We start from the raw sequence: 17572 nt of genomic DNA on the forward strand, positions 1-17572 counted from the left end.
GCCCGACACGGAGCGCGCCCCGCGCGTTGTCGTGGGGCGAGACGAGGAGAAATCAGGCCGGTGGCAGACAACAAGAGCGAATACACGGCGTCCTCCATCACGGTGCTCGAGGGCCTCGAAGCGGTCCGCAAACGCCCCGGCATGTACATCGGTTCCACCGGTGAGCGTGGTCTGCACCATCTGATCTGGGAGGTCGTCGACAACGCGGTGGACGAGGCCATGGCGGGCTTCGCCACGAGGGTCGAGGTCACCCTGCTCGCCGACGGCGGCGTCCGGGTCGTCGACGACGGCCGTGGCATCCCGGTCGACATGCACCCCGTGTACGGCAAGCCGACCCTGGAGATCGTGCTGACCCAGCTGCACGCGGGCGGCAAGTTCGACAGCGAGTCCTATGCGGTCTCGGGTGGTCTGCACGGCGTGGGCGTGTCCGTGGTGAACGCGCTGTCCACGGCGCTCGACGTCGAGGTCCACTACGGCGGCACGGTCTGGGCCCAGCGCTACGACCGCTCGGTGCCCGGTGAGCTGCTGGACAAGGGTCCCACCGACCAGACCGGCACAAGCGTGACGTTCTGGGCCGATCCGGACATCTTCGAGACCACGTACTACAGCGCGGAGACCGTGGCGCGCAGGCTGCAGGAGATGGCGTTCCTCAACAAGGGGCTCACCATCGTGCTGCGCGACGAGCGGGTCTCCGACGAGAACGGCGAGGACGCCTCCGGCGAGCGGGCGCAGATCAAGGAGCGCACCTACCACTACCCGGGCGGGCTCGAGGACTTCGTCAAGCACATCAACGGCAGCAAGGACCCGATCCACCCTTCCGTCGTCTCCTTCGAGGCCAAGGGCGAGGGCCTCGAGGTCGAGGTGGCGATGCAGTGGAACAACGGCTTCACGCCGTCGGTCTACACCTTCGCCAACACCATCAACACCCACGAGGGCGGCACCCACGAGGAGGGCTTCCGCGCGGCGCTGACCCGCGTGGTCAACAGCTACGCGCGCGACAAGAAGCTGCTCAAGGAGAAGGACGCCAACCTCACCGGCGACGACGTCCGGGAGGGGCTCGCCGCGATCATCTCGATCAAGCTGGCCGAGCCGCAGTTCGAGGGACAGACCAAGACCAAGCTCGGCAACAGCGAGGCCCGCTCGTTCGTCCAGACCACCGCCAACGAGTGGCTGTCGGACTGGTTCGAGCGCAACCCCTCCGAAGCGAAGATCATCATCAACAAGGCGGTGTCGAGCGCGCAGGCGCGGCTGGCCGCCCGCAAGGCCCGTGACCTGGTGCGCCGCAAGGGCGCCATGGACATCGGCGGCCTGCCCGGCAAGCTCAAGGACTGCCGCTCCACCAACCCGGAGGAGTGCGAGCTCTACATCGTCGAGGGCGACTCGGCGGGCGGCTCCGCCAAGGAGGGCCGCGACTCGCGTTTCCAGGCGATCCTGCCGATCCGCGGCAAGATCATCAACGTCGAGAAGGCGCGCATCGACCGGGTGCTGAAGAACAACGAGGTCCAGTCGCTGATCACCGCGCTGGGCACCGGCATCCACGACGAGTTCGACATCTCGAAGCTGCGCTACCACAAGATCGTGCTGATGGCCGACGCCGATGTGGACGGTCAGCACATCCGGACCCTGCTGCTGACGCTGCTGTTCCGGTTCATGCGCCCGCTGGTCGAGCAGGGCTACGTCTATCTGGCACAGCCGCCGCTGTACAAGATCAAGTGGCCGCGTGCGGAGCCGGAGTACGCCTACTCCGACAAGGAGCGCGACGGTCTGCTGGAGGCCGGCGCCGCGGCAGGAAGGAAGCTGCCGAAGGAAGAAGGCATCCAGCGGTACAAGGGTCTTGGCGAGATGAACGCCGAGGAGCTGTGGGAGACCACGATGGACCCGGCCAACCGCGTCCTGCTTCAGGTGACCCTCGACGACGCCGCCACGGCCGACGAGCTGTTCTCCGTGCTCATGGGCGAGGATGTCGAGGCCCGCCGCTCGTTCATCACCCGCAACGCCAAGGACGTTCGGTTCCTGGACGTGTAGCGCCCCGGTCGTCATCCACCAAGAACTGTCCAACCGAGAAGGACCTATGACGGAAACCTTGCCGCCGGAGGGTGACCGGGTCGAACCGGTCGACATCCAGCAGGAGATGCAGCGCTCCTACATCGACTACGCGATGAGCGTGATCGTCTCGCGGGCGCTGCCCGACGTGCGCGACGGCCTCAAGCCGGTGCACCGGCGCGTCCTGTACTCGATGTACGACTCCGGTTTCCGGCCGGACCGCGGCTACAACAAGTGCTCACGCGTCGTCGGCGACGTGATGGGCAACTACCACCCGCACGGCGACTCGGCGATCTACGACGCGCTCGTGCGGCTCGCGCAGCGGTGGTCGATGCGGTACCCGCTCATCGACGGCCAGGGCAACTTCGGCTCACCTGGCAACGATCCGGCCGCCGCGATGAGGTACACCGAGTCTCGTCTCGACCCGCTGGCGATGGAGATGCTGCGGGACATCGAAGAGGAGACCGTCGACTTCTCGGACAACTACGACGGCCGCACGCAGGAGCCGGACGTCCTGCCGAGCCGCATCCCGAACCTGCTGGTCAACGGCGGTTCGGGCATCGCGGTGGGCATGGCGACCAACATCCCGCCGCACAACCTGCGGGAGGTCGCCGACGGCGTCGTGTGGGCGCTGGACAACCCGGACGCCGATGACGACCAGCTGCTGGCCGCGCTGATGCAGCGGATCAAGGGCCCGGACTTCCCGACCAAGGGACTCATCCTCGGCACGCAGGGCATCGCCGACGCCTACCGCACGGGCCGGGGCTCGGTGCGGATGCGGGCCGTCGTCGAAGTCGAGGAGGACACGAAGGGCCGGGCCATCCTGGTGGTCACGGAGCTGCCCTACCAGGTGAACCCGGACAACCTGGTGGAGAGCATCGCGGCGCTGGTCCGCGACGGCAAGCTCACCGGCATCGCCGACATCGCCGACGAGACCAACAGTCGCAGCGGCATGCGGATCGTGATCACGCTCAAGCGGGACGCGGTCGCCAAGGTGGTGCTGAACAACCTCTACAAGCACACCCAGCTGCAGTACAACTTCGGTGTCAACATGCTGGCGCTGGTGGACGGTGTGCCGCGCACGCTGCGGCTCGACCAGCTGGTGCGGCACTACGTCAAGCACCAGATCGAGGTCATCGTCCGGCGCACCCGCTACCGGCTGCGCAAGGCGGAGGAGCGGGCCCACGTCCTGCGTGGTCTGGTCAAGGCGCTCGACCACCTGGACGAGGTCATCGCCCTGATCCGGCGCTCGCCGACCGTGGAGGAGGCCCGCACGGGCCTGATCGAGCTGCTGGACATCGACGAGATCCAGGCGACCGCGATCCTCGACATGCAGCTGCGCAGGCTCGCGGCCCTGGAGCGGCAGAAGATCGTCGACGAGCTGGCCGAGATCGAGGCCAGGATCGCCGACCTGCAGGACATCCTCGACAAGCCGGAGCGGCAGCGCACGATCGTGCGCGACGAGCTGACCGAGATCGTCGACAAGTACGGCGACGACCGGCGGACCCAGATCATCCCGTTCGACGGGGACGTGTCGGTCGAGGACCTCATCGCAGTCGAGGACGTCGTCGTCACGATCACCCGCACGGGTTACGCCAAGCGAACGAAAACCGACCTGTACCGCTCGCAGAAGCGGGGCGGCAAGGGTGTGCAGGGCGCGACGCTCAAGCAGGACGACATCGTCCAGCACTTCTTCGTCTGCTCGACGCACGACTGGATCCTGTTCTTCACGAACAAGGGCCGGGTGTACCGGGCGAAGGCGTACGACCTGCCGGAGGCCAACCGCAACGCGCGGGGTCAGCACGTGGCGAACCTGCTGGCGTTCCAGCCGGACGAGCACATCGCGAGCGTGATCCAGATCCCGAACTACGAGGTCGCGCCGTATCTGGTGCTGGCGACGCGGAACGGCCTGGTCAAGAAGTCGAAGCTCAGTGACTTCGACTCGCCGCGGGCCGGCGGGCTCATCGGCATCAACCTGCGTGAGGGCGACGAGCTGGTCGGGGCGGTGCTGGCCTCGTCGTCCGACGACCTGCTGCTGGTGTCGTCGGACGGCCAGTCGATCCGGTTCCACGCCACCGACGAAGCGCTGCGTCCGATGGGCAGGGCGACGTCCGGGGTGCTGGGCATGCGGTTCAACGAGGGCGACGAGCTGCTCAGCATCAGCGTGGTCAAGGAGAACACGTACCTGCTGGTCGCGACCGACGGCGGCTACGCGAAGCGCACGGCGATCGAGGACTACCCGGTGCAGGGCCGTGGCGGCAAGGGCGTGCTCACCATTCAGCACGACCGGAAACGTGGCAGGCTGGTGGGGGCGCTCATCGTCGAGGCCGACGACGAGCTGTACGCCATCACCTCGAGCGGTGGGGTCATCCGTACCCCGGCCGATCAGGTGCGCAAGGCGGGCCGCCAGACGAAGGGCGTCCGGTTGATCAACCTGGACGAGGGCACCACGCTCCTGGCGGTGGCACGCAACGCCGACCGGCCGTCGGACGTCCCCAACGGGGAGGCGGACGACGGCGAAGCCGGCGAGGCAGGCGAGACAACGGAACAGCAGTGACGGCGCGGATCTGACAAAGGGACTGACCGTTTGTGACACCACCTGAGAACACCGAGCGGCGCGGGACCGGGGGCGGCGCGACCGAGACGAACTCCGGAGACGTCGCCCCGCCGTGGCAGCGTGTGGCCAAGGACACCGGTGGCGAGACCACCGGTGCGGACAGCGACGGCTTCGGTGACCGGTGGTCGGCCGGGCAGCTCTCGACCCAGGACACCACGTACCTGGGGCAGCAGCAGGGCAGCGGCAACGCCGAGGAGACGCAGTTCGTCACCGGCAGCGCGGCGAACCGGCTGTTCGGGGGCCAGCAGGAGACCGCGCAGCAGCCGCGGGGCGGTTACGAGACCCAGCCGCAGGGCAGCGGCAAGTCGCGGTCGACGCCGGTCAGCGCGCTCCGCAGGCCGGGCCGCGGCCCGCGCAGGGCGAGCCTGCAGATCAAGCGGTTCGACCCGTGGTCGGTGCTGAAGCTGTCGCTGGTGCTCGGCGTGGCCATGTTTCTCGTGTGGCTCGTCGCGGTCGGCGTGCTCTACACCGTGCTCGACGGCATGGGGGTGTGGGACAAGGTCAACGGCACCTACACCTCGCTGGTCCAGGGCGACTCGGCGGAGAGCGCGGGCGAGCCGCTGATCAGCGCGGGCAGGGTGTTCCTGGTGGCGACGGTGGTCGGGGCGATCAACATCGTGCTGATCTCGGCGCTCACCACGGTGAGCGCGTTCATCTACAACGTGTCCGCCGACCTGGCCGGTGGCCTGGAGGTGACGCTCTCCGAGCGGGAGTGACCCGGTGCAGGACGGCCGCGAGCCGTCCTGTACTCTTTTCTGTGTTCCGGGGCCCATAGCTCAGGCGGTTAGAGCGCTTCGCTGATAACGAAGAGGTCGGAGGTTCAAGTCCTCCTGGGCCCACAGCAGATCAGAGGCCGGTTGACATGTAAGTCAACCGGCCTCTGTGCGTCTAAGTGAGCGACTACGCCGCTCGATCTCCCTCCGGTCCGGCGAAGATCCGGTCCATCGCCTCAGCGCCGTGCTCGACCACCGGCCGGAGCTGATGGCGGTAGACCAGCTCGGTCACGGCCGTGCCGTTGTGGCCCATCAAGCGAGAGATCTGCTCGATCGGCATACCGCTGTCGGACAGCAGTGAGACGAAGCTGTGCCGTAGCTCGCGTGGTGTCCAGTCCTTCGCCACCAGGCCCGCCTTGTCGAGCACCTTGCGGAAGGCCCGCCGGACGTTCGCCGCGTCCAACTCGGTGCCTACGGCCGAGGAGAACACCAACCCGGTCTCCTTCCACCGGTCACCCGCCAACCTGCGCAGGTACGCCTGCTTGCCTTGGTGTGCTCGCAGGGCCTCCACGCACCGCTGAGGCAGCGCGAGCGATCGGCGAGACTTCTTGGTCTTCGTGTCGCCATGCTCGCGCACGGATCGCCATACCATCATGTGCGGTGGCACCGGCGGGTCCGCGTCCGGCTTGCCGACCAGATCGACGTGGGACCAGGCGAGCGCGCGCATCTCCTCGGTGCGGGCGCCGGTGAGCAGCGACACAACGATGTAGGCGCGCATCGGAGTCCCCTCGGCAGCCCTCAGCACGGCCTCGGCCTGTGCCAACGTCAGTGACTTCGACGGTCGGCCCGGTCGCCCCTCGGGAATCTCGCAGAGCAGCACTACGTTCCGGCGCACCTTCTCGCGCTTCTGCGCGCGAGCGATGGACCTGCGGAGTAGCGAGAGGACTTCGCGCAACGACCGCGTGGAAAGCACTTCTGCCTTGCCCGCCAACCACTGATCGACATCTTCGGGGCTCAGCTCGCGGAGCTTGCGCGCTCCGAGATCAGCGATGATGTGCTTGTTCGCCAGGGTCGTGAGCTTGTCCACCGTCCCGATGCTTCGTCGCGGAAGCCCGTACTTCAGGAAGTCTTGGACCGCTTGAGCGACCGTGTACCGGCGGTCCTCGGTCACGCCCTCCTCGAGTTCGCGGCGCATGTCGCGCAGCTTGCTCTGAGCCTCGGTCTTCGTCTTCGCGTAGGACCTCCGTGTCCTCCGTTTCCCTGACGGGCTGTAGCCGATCGTGATCTCTGCCCGCCAGCGCTGCCGGGACTCCTCCCAGAACAGGCCGCCGTCGCCTCGGCTACGCCGCTTGGTCACGAAGTTCCTCCTCGGTCTCGGTGATGAGCAGTTGCACGTAGTTGTCGATGGCGCTAGCGGGGATGAGCCGCGACTTGCCGCGCTTGACGAATCCCAACCGGCCACCGCGCATTTCCTCGTAGAGCACGGATCGACTGAGCGAGAGCAGTCGCATGGCCTCGGTGACCCGGTACAGATGCTTGGTGGGCACTTGGTCCGGCGTGGGCGGTAGCGCGTCCATGCGTGTCCTCCGGTTGGAAGGTGTGACAGGTGGCGGGGGTGTCACAGCAGGTGTCACAGGTGTTCTCCCTGGTCAGAGGTGGTTGAGTGACGGAGTGACAGGTGTGACAGTTCGGGGGTGTCACCGCTGCTGTCACCGGTGTCGGGTGGGTGGTAGGTGCCGCCGGGGGCGGCGTGGAGCTGGCCTTTGTCGGCCATGCGCTTGCAGGTCTGCCGCACGGTGCCCGGGTTGAGGTCAAGGGCTTTGGCGATGTCGGCGGGTTTGCTGCCGGGGTAGTCGCGGACGAACCGCATGACCAGGGCGCGGGTGTCCTGCATGAGGTAGTCCCCGGCGGGGCCGTCGAGCTTGGTCCACGCCCCGGCGTGGGCGTCGAAGCTCATCGCGTAGTCGGCCTCTTCGACGTCGCGGCCGGTGACGTGCAGAACCCCGTCCGCCTGCCCCCGCGCGCGTTCCAGCACCAAGGTGGCGTCCACCGCGCCGGTCAGCCCGTTGGTGCCGGACACCAGTGACTGGAAGTCGTCGGCGGCCTGCTTGCGGACGTGGTGGATCAGCAGGAACGGCACGCTGTAGCGGTCGGCGAGGTCTTTGAACCGGGAGGCGGCGGCGTAGTCGGCGGCGTACTGGGTCATGCCGTGCGGGTCGGCGCCGCGCATCTTGGCGAAGGTGTCGATGATGACCAGGCGGGCGTGCGGGTTGTCCTCCAGCCATTCGGTGATGACCTCGGCCCCTCCCATGCTCATCGTGGGGCAGGCGGTCTCCAGGGTGAGCAGCGCCGCCGGGCGGCCCCCGGCGGCGAGCATCTGCCTCCTGCGGCGTTGCAGGCGGCGGCCGGTGTCCTCCAGCGCGCAGTACAGCACCGGCCCCCGCTCGACCTCGATGGCGTTGAGCGCGGGGTCGCCGTTGGCGATCGCGGCGCCGAGGCCCAAGCTCAGCCAGGACTTGCCGAGCTTGGGCGCCCCGGCCAAGAGGTTGAGTCCTTCGCAGAGCAGGCCGGGCACGGCCCACCGGGGTTCGGGGAAGTCGACGGCCAGGAGTTCGGCGTCGGTCCACCGGGTCCGGCGGGCCGGGTGATCCGGCACCGCGCTCAGAGCACGAACACTCGTCATGATCGAACCTCCAGAAGGCGGGCGGTCAGGCGACGCGGCGCGGCCGGTTGGCCCCGGCCCGCAGGCCGGAGGTGATGGTCTTGTCGGCCTCGCGTGCGGTGAACTGCCGGGAGCCGAGGTGCCGCCCGCACGCGGCGCGTAGCGCCGCGCGCACCTCGTCCTCGGGCAGCGCGCCCCCGGCGACCAGCTGGCCGAGCGCGACGGCGGCGCCGTACAACGTGGCATTGCGGTTGCTGGCTGCGTCGGAGACTCGGCGGCATTCCTCCCGCAACGCAGCCTCCAGGTACCGCGAGCGGCGCCCGGTGGACGGCCGGATCGGGGTGACCGGCGCCGGGGGCGGCGGTACGGGGGCGAGCCGTTCGGCCAGCCAGCCGGGCAGCGCCGCCACCGCGCCGTCGTGCACGTAGCGGTAGGTCCCGGCCGGGGTGGTCGAGCCGGGGGCCACGACGTAGCCGCCCCACGCGCGGGTGTCGACCTTCCAACCGAGTCCCCGGCCGGTGTCGCCGCTGGTGTTGCGCAACTCCACGCCTTCGGGGGCGGTGTAGTACAGGTGCAGCCCACCGGAGGGGGTGGCCACGGTGAGGGTGTCGCCGGGCAGCTCGGCCCCGGCCCGCTCGGCCACGACGGCGAGCACGTCCTCCCCGCAGCGGGCGCCCTCGGCCGCCCACCGCTCGGGCACCGGGTCGTCGTCGGGTTTGGCGGTGTCGAGGTCGAGCACGCACAGCCCGGACGGGCCGGTGGCGATGCCGATGTTGAACGGCCCAGCCGACCAGGCGGCCCGGATCCGCTCCGGGTCGGTGGTGGCCCGCTGCTCCCACCCCGCGTGGCCTTCGGCGCACGGGCCGGTGCCGGGGCAGCGGTCGGCGCCGTGCAGGGCCGGGCGCTTGCCGTGCGGGATGAGCGGGAAGACGTGCCAGCCGCGCCCGGCGGCGGCCAGGGCGGAGCGGGTGAGCTGAGTGTGGGTGTCCATCGTGGAGCCTTTCCGTGGTCACGCTGTGTGCCGGTTTTTGGCATGGGGGTGCCGGGGCGGCGTCCCGGTGCGGGCGCCGCCGTGGCGGGTGGTGTGGAGTTAGCTCGACCGGTGAGGTCGGCCGGAGTGGGTTAGCTTCCTAACTCAGTGGGTGAACCGGGGCCATTGACCTGCTGATCTGCGGAAAGTTAGGGAGTTAGCCGAGTGAGGTCGGGCCGTTGCGGGCCGTCGAACCCCCGGTTTTCGGGGTGTGCGGGCCGGTCGGCCCGGCCTCACTCGCGGCCGGTCATGTGGTCTCGTCGGCGTCGAGGTCGGCCGTCGCCCGCGCGGCGAGGGCTTCACGCACGGTGACCGGATCGACGGGCCAGCGGTTGCCGGTGGAGGGCACCTTGATGCCGTACTCCTTGGTCAGGTGCTCGCGCAGGGCCTTGCCGGACAGCCGCTTGTAGGGCTGCCACTCGGGGGCGTGCTTGGCCAGTAGCGCGGGCACGTCGGCGGCGGGCACCGGGTCCGCCCCCAGCACCGCGTCCAGGTCCTCCAGCAGGTCGCGGGAGGCGATGACCGGCTTCGGCCGGTCGGTGCCGGGCACCCGGCCGCCGCGCTGCTCGATCGCCCGCATCGCGCGGGTGATGATGGGGGTGATCTGGTCGTGGTCCTTGGACACGTCGAGGAAGTAGACCTGCACGATGTCGGAGCGCTCGCCGGTGAAGCCCTTGACCACGGCGGTGCCCTTGTCGGTGCCGGGGATCAGCTCGGTGGCCCGGTGCCCGGCCGCGTAGGCGCCCTGGCCGAGCAGGGCGTCGTTGGCGACGTGATCGCCCACGGCGAAGGCGATGCCGTTGGAGCAGTTGCGGGTCACATCGCGGGGCATGGAGTCCTTCGTCGGCGCCTGGGTGGACACGAGCATGTGGATGCCGCGCTTGCGGCCCAGCCGCACGATGTCCACTAGCAGCTTGGAGATCTCGCCCCCGAACTTGGGGTGCTGGATCGCCACGTGGGCCTCTTCGAGCAGGGCGAACAGCGGGTGCAACCCCACGTTCTTCGACGCGAGTTCGCGGGTGACGGCCGGGATCTCGTAGCGGATCAGCAGCTCCCCCCGCCGCTGTACCTCGGCGTGCAGCTCCGTGAGGTCGGCCAGGATCTCTTCGATGCGCTCGTCCTCGGCGCCCATGACGTAGCGGGAGCAGCGGGGCTTGAACGCCTCGAAGTCGAAGTTCGCGTCCGGCACGTAGATGCGCAGCTCGGCGGTGGGGTCGAGCGCGGCCCCGGCCATGATCACCCGCGCCGCACTGGACTTGCCCTGGCCGGGCATGCCGCCGGTGATGGTGTTGCGTTCCATCAGCGGCGCCAGCAGGGGTGTGCCGCGCAGGGTCTTGCCGAACGGCGCGCCCTTGAACACGTCCACCGCGCCCTCGGTGAGCAGCGGGTATTCGCCCGCGCCCTCGGCCAGGGCGCCCTTGTCCGCCACCCACAGGTCGAGGATTCCGGCCTCGGTGCCGGTGGTGGGCCACACCTCCTTGGACAGCCGGTGCAGACCGGTGGCCAGATCGGCACGGCGGCGGGCGATCTTCTCGGCCGTGACCCCGGCCGGGAGCCGGATCACCGCGTGGGTGCCGCGCCCGTCCGCGCGGGCGGTGGTGAGGAACTGCAACGGCAGGCCCTGCTTGAGGTAGGCGCTGATCTGCGGAATCCGCAGCGCCTCCAGCGCGCGGGCGATGGTGGTCTCATCGATCTCGGTGTCCATGTCGGCCTCCCGCGCCGAGGCCAGCCACGCCGGGGCGGTGCCGCGCTTGCGGCCCTCCCGGTAGGCGGCCAGCAACACGAACGCCGGGAGTGCCATCAGGAACGGTGTCCAGGCCACCGCGATGGCGGTGAACACCCACCGGATGGCCGACAGCACCCCGGTGATGACGTCCACAAACGCGCCACTGCCGGAGAGCTGCACGAACAGCCCCACCAGCAGCACCAGGGCCACGCACCCGGCGAGGCTGCCCAGCAGCACCTTCGCCGTGCCCAACGCCAGCCGGGGCAGGTCCATCAACCGCTGGTGGCGCCGCTCGGCGGCCTGCTCCTTGCGCTCGGTCCACTCCGCCAGCGCCTCCCGGTCGCCGCTGGCCTCGGCCGCCGTGATCTGCCGCCGGTAGACCCCCATCGTGGAGGCGTCCCACACGCGCTTGCCCCACGACTCGACACCCTGCACGGTGGTCAGCCCGGCCGAGAGCACCGCCTTCCCGGCGGTCTTGGTGTGCCGGTGCGTGGCCACCGTCTTCACCACCCGGCCGACCACCACGGCGTCGTGGGCGTAGCCCTTGTAGCGGGCGATGGCCTGCGCCTTCTGCGAGGTGCGGCGGCGGTACTCCTCTTCGGAGATCAGCTCGCCTTCCACGACCTCGGCCTCGGCCGGTGCGGTCTGACCCTCGGGCCGGGTGGTGGGCAGGTAGTGCACGCGGGCCAGTTCCTCGCTCGACTCGATCGGCTGTCCGGTGTTGTCGGTGGTGGTCACTGGTGGCCTCCCCGGTGTTCGTCGCGGAGCTGGCGCGCCCGGCGGGGCGAGCAGCGCAGGGTCTTGCGGATGGACTCCGCCGAGGTGGGATCGACCGCGTGCGGGTCGGCCTCGATTGCCGCGCGCAGTTCGGCCCGCAGCTGCTCGATCGACCGGCCCACGCGGCCGCCGATCCGGCCCCGATCGGGGCTCGATTTTGGCTGGTCAGCGTCCCGGTCGAGGGTGTCGACCGAGGAACCGCGGAACAGGGTCGACTCGCCCGCGCCCGCATCCCGATCAGCAATGCCGGCGGGCTGCTCGTGGGTGAGCAGGTCGGCTAGGGCGGTGTCCCAGTCGACCACCTTGGTCGGGTCCTGATCGACCGGCAGACCCGGCACGATCGCGGCCTCCAGACGGCGCCCACGACGTCCGGTGAGGACGTAGCGGCCGGGGGTGTAGACCAGGCGGGCGGTGCCGTCGGCGTCGATCTCGGCGACCGCGTGCCGCACCGCCGCCCGCCGCACCCGGGCGACCTTGCGCGCCTCCCGCCGCGCGATCCGGGCGGCGGCCCGCTCAGCCGCCGGGCGCGGCGGGGTTGCGAGGGTGAGTTGGTGGGCCACGATCCCGGACACCGCCACGATCGCCATCACCACCCCGGCCGACCAACCCTGATCGAGGCCGTGCAGGAAGTTCAGCCCGGCCGACAGCGCGGCGAACACCCAGACTCCGGCCTGCAGCATCGCCACCGGCCGGGCCGGGTCGGTGCGGCGGGCGATGAGCACCGCCACCGCGAACGCCAGCATCAGCAGCTCGCTGATGCCGGGCAGCAGCCAGCCCAGCGCGGAGCCGTAGACCTCGGCCCCGTAGGCCGCCATCGACGGCCCGGCCATCGCGAAGGCGACCAGCACCGCGGGGTAGATCAGCAAATCCACCGTGTGCGACGCGGCCCACGCGCGCAGCGCCGCCCGCTTCGCGTCCCGCCGCGCCCGGCGCTCGGCCCGCTCGGCCTGCCGCTGCTGCGTGCGGGCCTGCTCATCACGGCGGGCCTGCTCGGCCAGCGCCTCCCGTTCCCGAATCCGCCGCGCCGACGCGGCGTCGGCGTCCAGGCGGGCTTGCTCGGCGGCTGCCGCGCGGTCGGCGCGGCGCTGCTCTGCCCAGCTCATGCGCTCACCCCCTTGTCTCGCTGGCCCTCACCGGCGTCCTCAGTGACCTGTCCGGCGGTCTCGTCGTCGGTGGTGTCCTGGTCGGCGGGTGCGGGCGGCAAAGCGCGCTGGTCGCGGATCTGCTGCTGCTCGCGGCGGAACCGGACCTCCTTGGTGATCCACCCGGCGGCGACGGCGACGGAGGCCAGGCCGAACCAGCCGTTCACCGTCGCGGCGAGCACGGCCGGGCCGGTGACCCCGGCCAGTTCCCCGCAGTGCCACACGACCCACTCAGCCGCGATCTCGGTGCGGGTGCGGGGCTGGCCGGTGTGGACGTTGGTGTCACGCGTAGGCATGACGCTCTCCCTTCCGGAAATCGGTGGTGTGGTTGAAGAAGTCGTTCACCGGCCGCGTTGGTGGCCTGCTCGCCTGCCGCGCGGCGTAGCCGTCGATGCGGCGCAACACGCCCTCCAGCACCCGCACCAACAGCACGAACGGAATCCGCACCAGGTGCAGCACCAGAAACAGCAGCAGCGCGCCCACGAACCGCAGCAACGCGAGCGTCCCGAAACGCTCCAGCACGTCGAACGTGGACATCAGCGCTCGCCTCCCTCGGCGTGCACAGCGGCTGCCAGGAAGCCCGCCCCGATCTCGCGGGCCAGCGACGGCGCGAGGAACACCATCGCCTCGACGCGCGGGGCGAGGCCCTGACGCACCGACACGGTGATCTCCCGGTCCGCACGCGGCGCGTCCAGCGTCACCAGGTCGCCCAGGGAGGCGAACCGCCAGCGCGCCACCTGTCCGGTCTGCTCGTGCGGCTTGGGCAGCGTGACCCGCACGGTGCGGGTTCGGTGCGCGTTCATGCCGCCACCTCCCACGTGCCGGACTCGCACTGCCAGCACACCCCGGTGGAGGTGGGCACGTAGTAGCCCACGTCCCGGCGGCACTCGGCGCAGATTCGGCGGGCGCGCAGCGCGTTGCGTACCTTGGCCCGGCGCTGTGCCTCGGTGCCGCGCACCGGGGCGGCCCGCTCCACCGAGAACAACTCCGTGGTCTCCTCCCGCCGATACGGGCGGTGGTGACGGAACACCAGCAGCGCCACCGGGTCCTGCCCGTTGCGCCGCAACCCCACGGAGCGGAGCTGCGAGACGGTCAGCAGGGTCGAGGGGGCCTCGCCCCACCCGAACACCGGCAGCCCATCCCGCCAGCCCCGGCACAACGCCACGTGATGGGTGCGGCCGTCGAACACCGTCACCGGCCGCTGCATGCGGTTACGCGGGTTCATGCGACCTCACCCGCCCTCGCACGCAGCTCGGCCAGCTCCGCGCGCAGCGGGGTCGTGGCCTGATCGATCAGCGCGTTCAGCTCCTGCGGGGTGTAGACCACCGCGTCGGACTCGGCCAGCGCAGCGTCCAGCTCGGCCACCACGACACCCAGCCACTCCGGGTGCCGCTCCCCGCGCAGATGGCCGTGCACGGCCGCCGCGAGGAAGGCGTACGCGCAGGCCGGGTCGCTGCCGTAGCGGCGGATGTCCTCCCGCAACCCTTCGGTGTAGCGGGTGGTGGTGCCTACCATGAGGTGTCCCTTCGAGTCGTGTGCTGGCTGGTTGGGGGCACCCGGTCCGGCGACGTTCTTGGCGGAAGGCGCCGGGCCGGGCTCCGCAACAGTGATCCGCGTGGTCATCGCCGCTTGCCCTCCCTCTTGATCCGCTCGCAGGCCGGGCACTTCCGGCCCGGCAGACCGAACAGCCGCCACGTGTCGGTCACGTAGTTGCCCGCCGTCTGCGTCGCCCCGCACAGCGCCCAGATCTGGCCCGACCACCACGACTTCCTCGCCGTGAGGTGCACGACGCCCTGGTCCTTCCTGCCCATCAGACCGCCACCTCCCCCGCAACGTCGGCAGGCTCGATACGAGCCGGGAGCGACCGCAGTGCCTCCCGACCGGCCCGGCGCTCCGCCCGGCGAGCGCGGCGAGCGTCGGTGAACGAGTGCTCGATCCGGACCGTGACCGTCTGCTGTTCGTTGGCAAGCTCCCGGTCCACCTCCTCGATCAGCGCGTCAATCGCCGCCTCGGTCAGGCCATCCGGGTAGCAGCCATCCAGGTCAGCGGGACCGGCAGTCGCCGCCTGAGCTGCACGCTTGGTGATCCTTGCGGTGTTCATCGATCTCCAATCTCGTCTTAAGACATCTGTCTTGTCGCAAGACAGTAGCGGCATAGGACTCCTTAGTCAACGGATGTCTCAAGACATTCGGGGTACGGTGGTCAGGTGGCAGAGACAGAAGACAAGGCCGTGGCGAGCCAGCGGGTTGCCGATGACCTGCGTGCTCGTATCGAGTCGGGAGAGTTCAAGGTCGGCGACGCGCTGCCAACGCGTCGTGACCTGGCAGCGGAGTACGGCGTCGCGCCCAACACTGCGACGGTGGCCGTGAGGCTGCTCCAGGACGTTGGTTTGGTGACGATCCAACGGAACGCAAAGGCTCGTGTTCGCGACCGTTCGGCCGACGTTGACACCTCGGCCCTACTGCGAGCGACCGGCGAGGAAGTCTCTGCCTTGAAGGTTGAGCTTGCGCAGGCTGCCGAGAGGCTCGCCGAAGTCGAGAAGACGTTGGCGGAGTTGGCGCGTCGAACTACGCCGTGACGCCCCGGAAGAATGCCACAAACCCATCGATCGTGTTGCCGACGAAGCTGGCGATGTCCTTGACCAACGTCGCTGCGTCGCCGGGGTGCTTCACGACGATCACCAGCAACGCGAGGGCGACCAGGGTGGCGATGATCTTTGGCAGCGGCCCGCTGCCGGTCTTGATGCCGGGGAAGGCTTGCTTGGACATTGGGAATCCCTTCTGTGAGCCGGTTCCTTGCTCCGCTCTTGGTCATGTCTCAAGCGTGCTCTCGCGGCAGCTTGGCGGGAACTGTCGCAGAAACCCTCAGCGCTGAACTCCCGCTGAACCGGCGGCACTGAACTTTCACTGAACTACGCGGCTCAGAGCGCGCGCTAAGTCGTGTTGGGATGGGAGTCTGAACGCATGGAACTGAACGGGGTCCCCGCGACAATCGAGCAGGTCAAGACGCTCGCGCTCACCAACTACGGTCACTTCACCTCGATGCTTGTGAGCGATGGACAGGTACGCGGCCTTTCTCTTCACATGCAACGGCTCGCGCGAGACTGCCGCCAGCTTTTCGGGGTGGACCTCGACACGGAACAAGTGCGGTCCTACGTCCGGCACGCACTTGCTGGCACGGCTGAGCCGGTGACCGTGCGGGTGACGGTCTACGACCCCGCACTCGACCTCGGCACGATTGGCAGGGACGCCGATCCACACGTTCTCGTGACTACTCGCTCCGGGTCGCTCGCTACGCCGCCGCCGTGGCGGTTGCAGGCCGCCTCGTATCGCCGTGAACTTCCTGCGGTGAAGCACATCGGGCTGTTCGGCGCGATGAATCAACGGCGCGCCGCGCAGCGGGAGGGATACGACGATGTGCTCTTCCTGAACCCGGACGGCACGATTTCCGAGATCGCCACTTCGAACATCGGTTTTGTGCGTGACGGCCAGGTCGTGTGGCCGCGCTCCGAGTGGCTGCCTGGCATAACGATGACGCTGATCAACCAGGGGCTCGATGAGCCAATTTCAACCGAGCTGGTGACGCTCTCGGACCTGCCGACGATGGAGGCCGCTTTCGCGACGAACGCGGCGAGTGGGATTCGTGCCGTCGCATCCGTGGACACCACCGAATGGCCGACCGAACACAAGGTGTTGCAGCAGCTCCGCGAGCTGTATGCGGACATTCCGGCCGAAACTGTGTGAGGGAGCGGTTACGGACCGATACGCTCAGGCACGTCGTAGTTCGTGCGAGGGGATGAGCAGGTGGCAACGGTTCAGCGCTGGTCAGGTGTCGAGGTGAGTGCACTTCGCGAAGCGAAGCGGATGAGCATCCGGGAGTTCGCCGCTCACCTCGGTATCAGCGAGCGCATGATCTCGAAGTGGGAAGCAGGCGGCGAGAACATCAAGCCCCGACCGGTGAACCAGGCTGCTCTGGATACGTGTCTGAGCAGGTCTGACCCGGATACGCAGGCGCGCTTTTCGTTCCTCACCAAGGATTCGCTCGTTCCGTCCGCCGAGGCTGCTGATCAGCCGCCGATGATCGGCCAGGGCAAAGTACGTCATCCCAACGACGCGAGTCTGATGGTGAAGGTTGAAGGCAACGTCTTCCTGTCAGGGCCGAGCAACCAGCCGGAATTCGTCCCGGCGTTCTACATCGACGTGTACCCGGTGACGAACGCTCAGTACGCCCGGCTCCTCGCTGCGACGGGCCGTGAGGCGCCGGAGCGCTGGCAGGAAGGCAAGTATCCCGATGGGCTCGATGATCACCCCGTGGTCTTCGTGACGTGGCGCGACGCGAACGCGTATGCGGAGTGGGCCGGTAAGGTGCTCCCGAGCAGCCAGCAATGGGAGAAGGCTGCGCGCGGGACGCGCGGCACCGTGTATCCGTGGGGAGACCAGCCGACCCCGGCCAAGTGCAACGTCCGAGAGAACGGCGTCGGAGCGACGACACCCGTGGACTGCTATCAGACCGGGATTAGCCCGTACGGCGTGTACGACCTCTGCGGCAACGTCTGGGAGTGGTGTTCGACTGAGTCGAAGCACGGCAGGCGGGAACTCAAGGGTGGCTCGTGGACCACGCCATTCGAGCGCTGCACGCCGTCGACGTTCAACGATGCAGCGGAGACGATGTGCGACGACGACACTGGTTTTCGCTGCGTAGCCCCTCCTGAGACGTTCGAATAGCACTCTCCGGGGTTTTGGTGGGCGACGAAGCCCGACCTCTCAGGCGTGAACTGAGCGCCAGCAACGCCCGCAAAACGGCGCCCTGAGCTGGCCGTAGGCGCACAGCCACGGGGGAGGCAGTGTGTTCGCACGGGCGCA

20 protein-coding genes and 1 tRNA gene are annotated in these 17572 nt (G+C 69.1%); 7 read left to right on the forward strand and 14 right to left on the reverse strand.

Annotated elements, in window-relative coordinates; genetic code table 11:
* Window positions 1-60 precede the first annotated feature (60 nt).
* The 4 genes from gyrB (at window position 61) to BAY60_RS05560 (ending at window position 5499) form a co-directional block, all read left to right on the forward strand.
* Window positions 61-2025, forward strand: coding sequence for a DNA topoisomerase (ATP-hydrolyzing) subunit B (gene gyrB, locus BAY60_RS05545; protein WP_112279708.1), 1965 nt, complete (start codon window positions 61-63; stop codon window positions 2023-2025).
* A 46-nt stretch (window positions 2026-2071) separates the two neighbouring features.
* On the forward strand, window positions 2072-4600 hold the full coding sequence (gene gyrA / locus BAY60_RS05550; RefSeq protein ID WP_112279709.1) for a DNA gyrase subunit A: 2529 nt from the start codon (window positions 2072-2074) through the stop codon (window positions 4598-4600).
* Window positions 4601-4632: 32 nt separating this feature from the next.
* On the forward strand, window positions 4633-5376 hold the full coding sequence (locus tag BAY60_RS05555; RefSeq protein ID WP_112279710.1) for a DUF3566 domain-containing protein: 744 nt from the start codon (window positions 4633-4635) through the stop codon (window positions 5374-5376).
* Between the two features lie 49 nt (window positions 5377-5425).
* Window positions 5426-5499: transfer RNA gene (locus tag BAY60_RS05560), tRNA-Ile, on the forward strand.
* Window positions 5500-5560: 61 nt separating this feature from the next.
* Here the strand turns inward: BAY60_RS05560 and BAY60_RS05565 are convergent.
* The 13 genes from BAY60_RS05565 to BAY60_RS05625 all read right to left on the reverse strand — a co-directional run bounded on the left by BAY60_RS05565 (window position 5561) and on the right by BAY60_RS05625 (window position 14811).
* Window positions 5561-6568, reverse strand: a complete 1008-nt coding sequence (locus tag BAY60_RS05565; protein WP_245992334.1) for a tyrosine-type recombinase/integrase — start codon at window positions 6566-6568, stop codon at window positions 5561-5563.
* 145 nt (window positions 6569-6713) lie between these two features.
* On the reverse strand, window positions 6714-6950 hold the full coding sequence (locus BAY60_RS05570) for a helix-turn-helix domain-containing protein (RefSeq protein WP_112279712.1): 237 nt from the start codon (window positions 6948-6950) through the stop codon (window positions 6714-6716).
* Between the two features lie 53 nt (window positions 6951-7003).
* Window positions 7004-8056 (reverse strand): AAA family ATPase, encoded by a 1053-nt coding sequence (locus BAY60_RS05575; protein ID WP_112279713.1) that lies wholly within the window; start codon window positions 8054-8056, stop codon window positions 7004-7006.
* Between the two features lie 25 nt (window positions 8057-8081).
* Window positions 8082-9026, reverse strand: coding sequence for a bifunctional DNA primase/polymerase (locus BAY60_RS05580; protein ID WP_112279714.1), 945 nt, complete (start codon window positions 9024-9026; stop codon window positions 8082-8084).
* A gap of 286 nt (window positions 9027-9312) precedes the next feature.
* A complete protein-coding gene (locus BAY60_RS05585) occupies window positions 9313-11529 on the reverse strand; it encodes an ATP-binding protein (RefSeq protein ID WP_245992335.1) in 2217 nt (738 codons plus the stop codon).
* Window positions 11526-12671, reverse strand: a complete 1146-nt coding sequence (locus BAY60_RS05590; RefSeq protein WP_112279715.1) for a hypothetical protein — start codon at window positions 12669-12671, stop codon at window positions 11526-11528. Before BAY60_RS05590 ends, BAY60_RS05585 begins: the two co-directional genes overlap by 4 nt.
* Entirely contained in the window at window positions 12668-13006 is a 339-nt protein-coding gene (locus BAY60_RS05595) for a hypothetical protein (protein WP_112279716.1), read from the reverse strand. The genes BAY60_RS05590 and BAY60_RS05595 overlap by 4 nt, the downstream gene beginning before the upstream one ends.
* Window positions 12993-13247, reverse strand: a complete 255-nt coding sequence (locus BAY60_RS05600) for a hypothetical protein (RefSeq protein WP_112279717.1) — start codon at window positions 13245-13247, stop codon at window positions 12993-12995. Before BAY60_RS05600 ends, BAY60_RS05595 begins: the two co-directional genes overlap by 14 nt.
* Window positions 13247-13513: a hypothetical protein gene (locus BAY60_RS05605; RefSeq protein WP_112279718.1), complete on the reverse strand. Its 267-nt coding sequence runs from the start codon at window positions 13511-13513 to the stop codon at window positions 13247-13249. Before BAY60_RS05605 ends, BAY60_RS05600 begins: the two co-directional genes overlap by 1 nt.
* Window positions 13510-13935 carry an RRQRL motif-containing zinc-binding protein gene (locus tag BAY60_RS05610; RefSeq protein ID WP_112279719.1) on the reverse strand — a complete coding sequence of 142 codons (426 nt, stop codon included), beginning with the start codon at window positions 13933-13935 and terminating at the stop codon, window positions 13510-13512. Before BAY60_RS05610 ends, BAY60_RS05605 begins: the two co-directional genes overlap by 4 nt.
* Window positions 13932-14225: a hypothetical protein gene (locus BAY60_RS05615; protein ID WP_146770973.1), complete on the reverse strand. Its 294-nt coding sequence runs from the start codon at window positions 14223-14225 to the stop codon at window positions 13932-13934. The genes BAY60_RS05610 and BAY60_RS05615 overlap by 4 nt, the downstream gene beginning before the upstream one ends.
* A gap of 104 nt (window positions 14226-14329) precedes the next feature.
* Window positions 14330-14521 carry a hypothetical protein gene (locus BAY60_RS05620; RefSeq protein ID WP_112276427.1) on the reverse strand — a complete coding sequence of 64 codons (192 nt, stop codon included), beginning with the start codon at window positions 14519-14521 and terminating at the stop codon, window positions 14330-14332.
* Window positions 14521-14811, reverse strand: a complete 291-nt coding sequence (locus tag BAY60_RS05625) for a hypothetical protein (protein ID WP_112279721.1) — start codon at window positions 14809-14811, stop codon at window positions 14521-14523. The genes BAY60_RS05620 and BAY60_RS05625 overlap by 1 nt, the downstream gene beginning before the upstream one ends.
* 105 nt (window positions 14812-14916) lie before the next feature.
* Between BAY60_RS05625 and BAY60_RS05630 the strand changes: the two genes are divergently transcribed.
* Window positions 14917-15288, forward strand: coding sequence for a winged helix-turn-helix domain-containing protein (locus BAY60_RS05630; RefSeq protein ID WP_112279722.1), 372 nt, complete (start codon window positions 14917-14919; stop codon window positions 15286-15288).
* Here BAY60_RS05630 and BAY60_RS05635 read toward each other — a convergent pair.
* Window positions 15278-15478 (reverse strand): hypothetical protein, encoded by a 201-nt coding sequence (locus BAY60_RS05635; RefSeq protein WP_112279723.1) that lies wholly within the window; start codon window positions 15476-15478, stop codon window positions 15278-15280. The genes BAY60_RS05630 and BAY60_RS05635 overlap by 11 nt on opposite strands.
* A gap of 195 nt (window positions 15479-15673) precedes the next feature.
* On the opposite strand from BAY60_RS05635, the gene BAY60_RS05640 reads away from it, so the two are divergent.
* Together BAY60_RS05640 and BAY60_RS05645 are read left to right on the forward strand one after the other, a co-directional pair.
* On the forward strand, window positions 15674-16453 hold the full coding sequence (locus BAY60_RS05640) for an aminotransferase class IV family protein (protein WP_112279724.1): 780 nt from the start codon (window positions 15674-15676) through the stop codon (window positions 16451-16453).
* Window positions 16454-16513: 60 nt separating this feature from the next.
* Complete coding sequence (locus tag BAY60_RS05645) at window positions 16514-17434, forward strand: SUMF1/EgtB/PvdO family nonheme iron enzyme (RefSeq protein WP_112279725.1); 921 nt, start codon at window positions 16514-16516, stop codon at window positions 17432-17434.
* Window positions 17435-17572 lie beyond the last annotated feature (138 nt).

This window comes from Prauserella muralis, from assembly GCF_003202285.1.
In the GTDB taxonomy this organism is placed as follows: domain Bacteria; phylum Actinomycetota; class Actinomycetes; order Mycobacteriales; family Pseudonocardiaceae; genus Prauserella_B; species Prauserella_B muralis.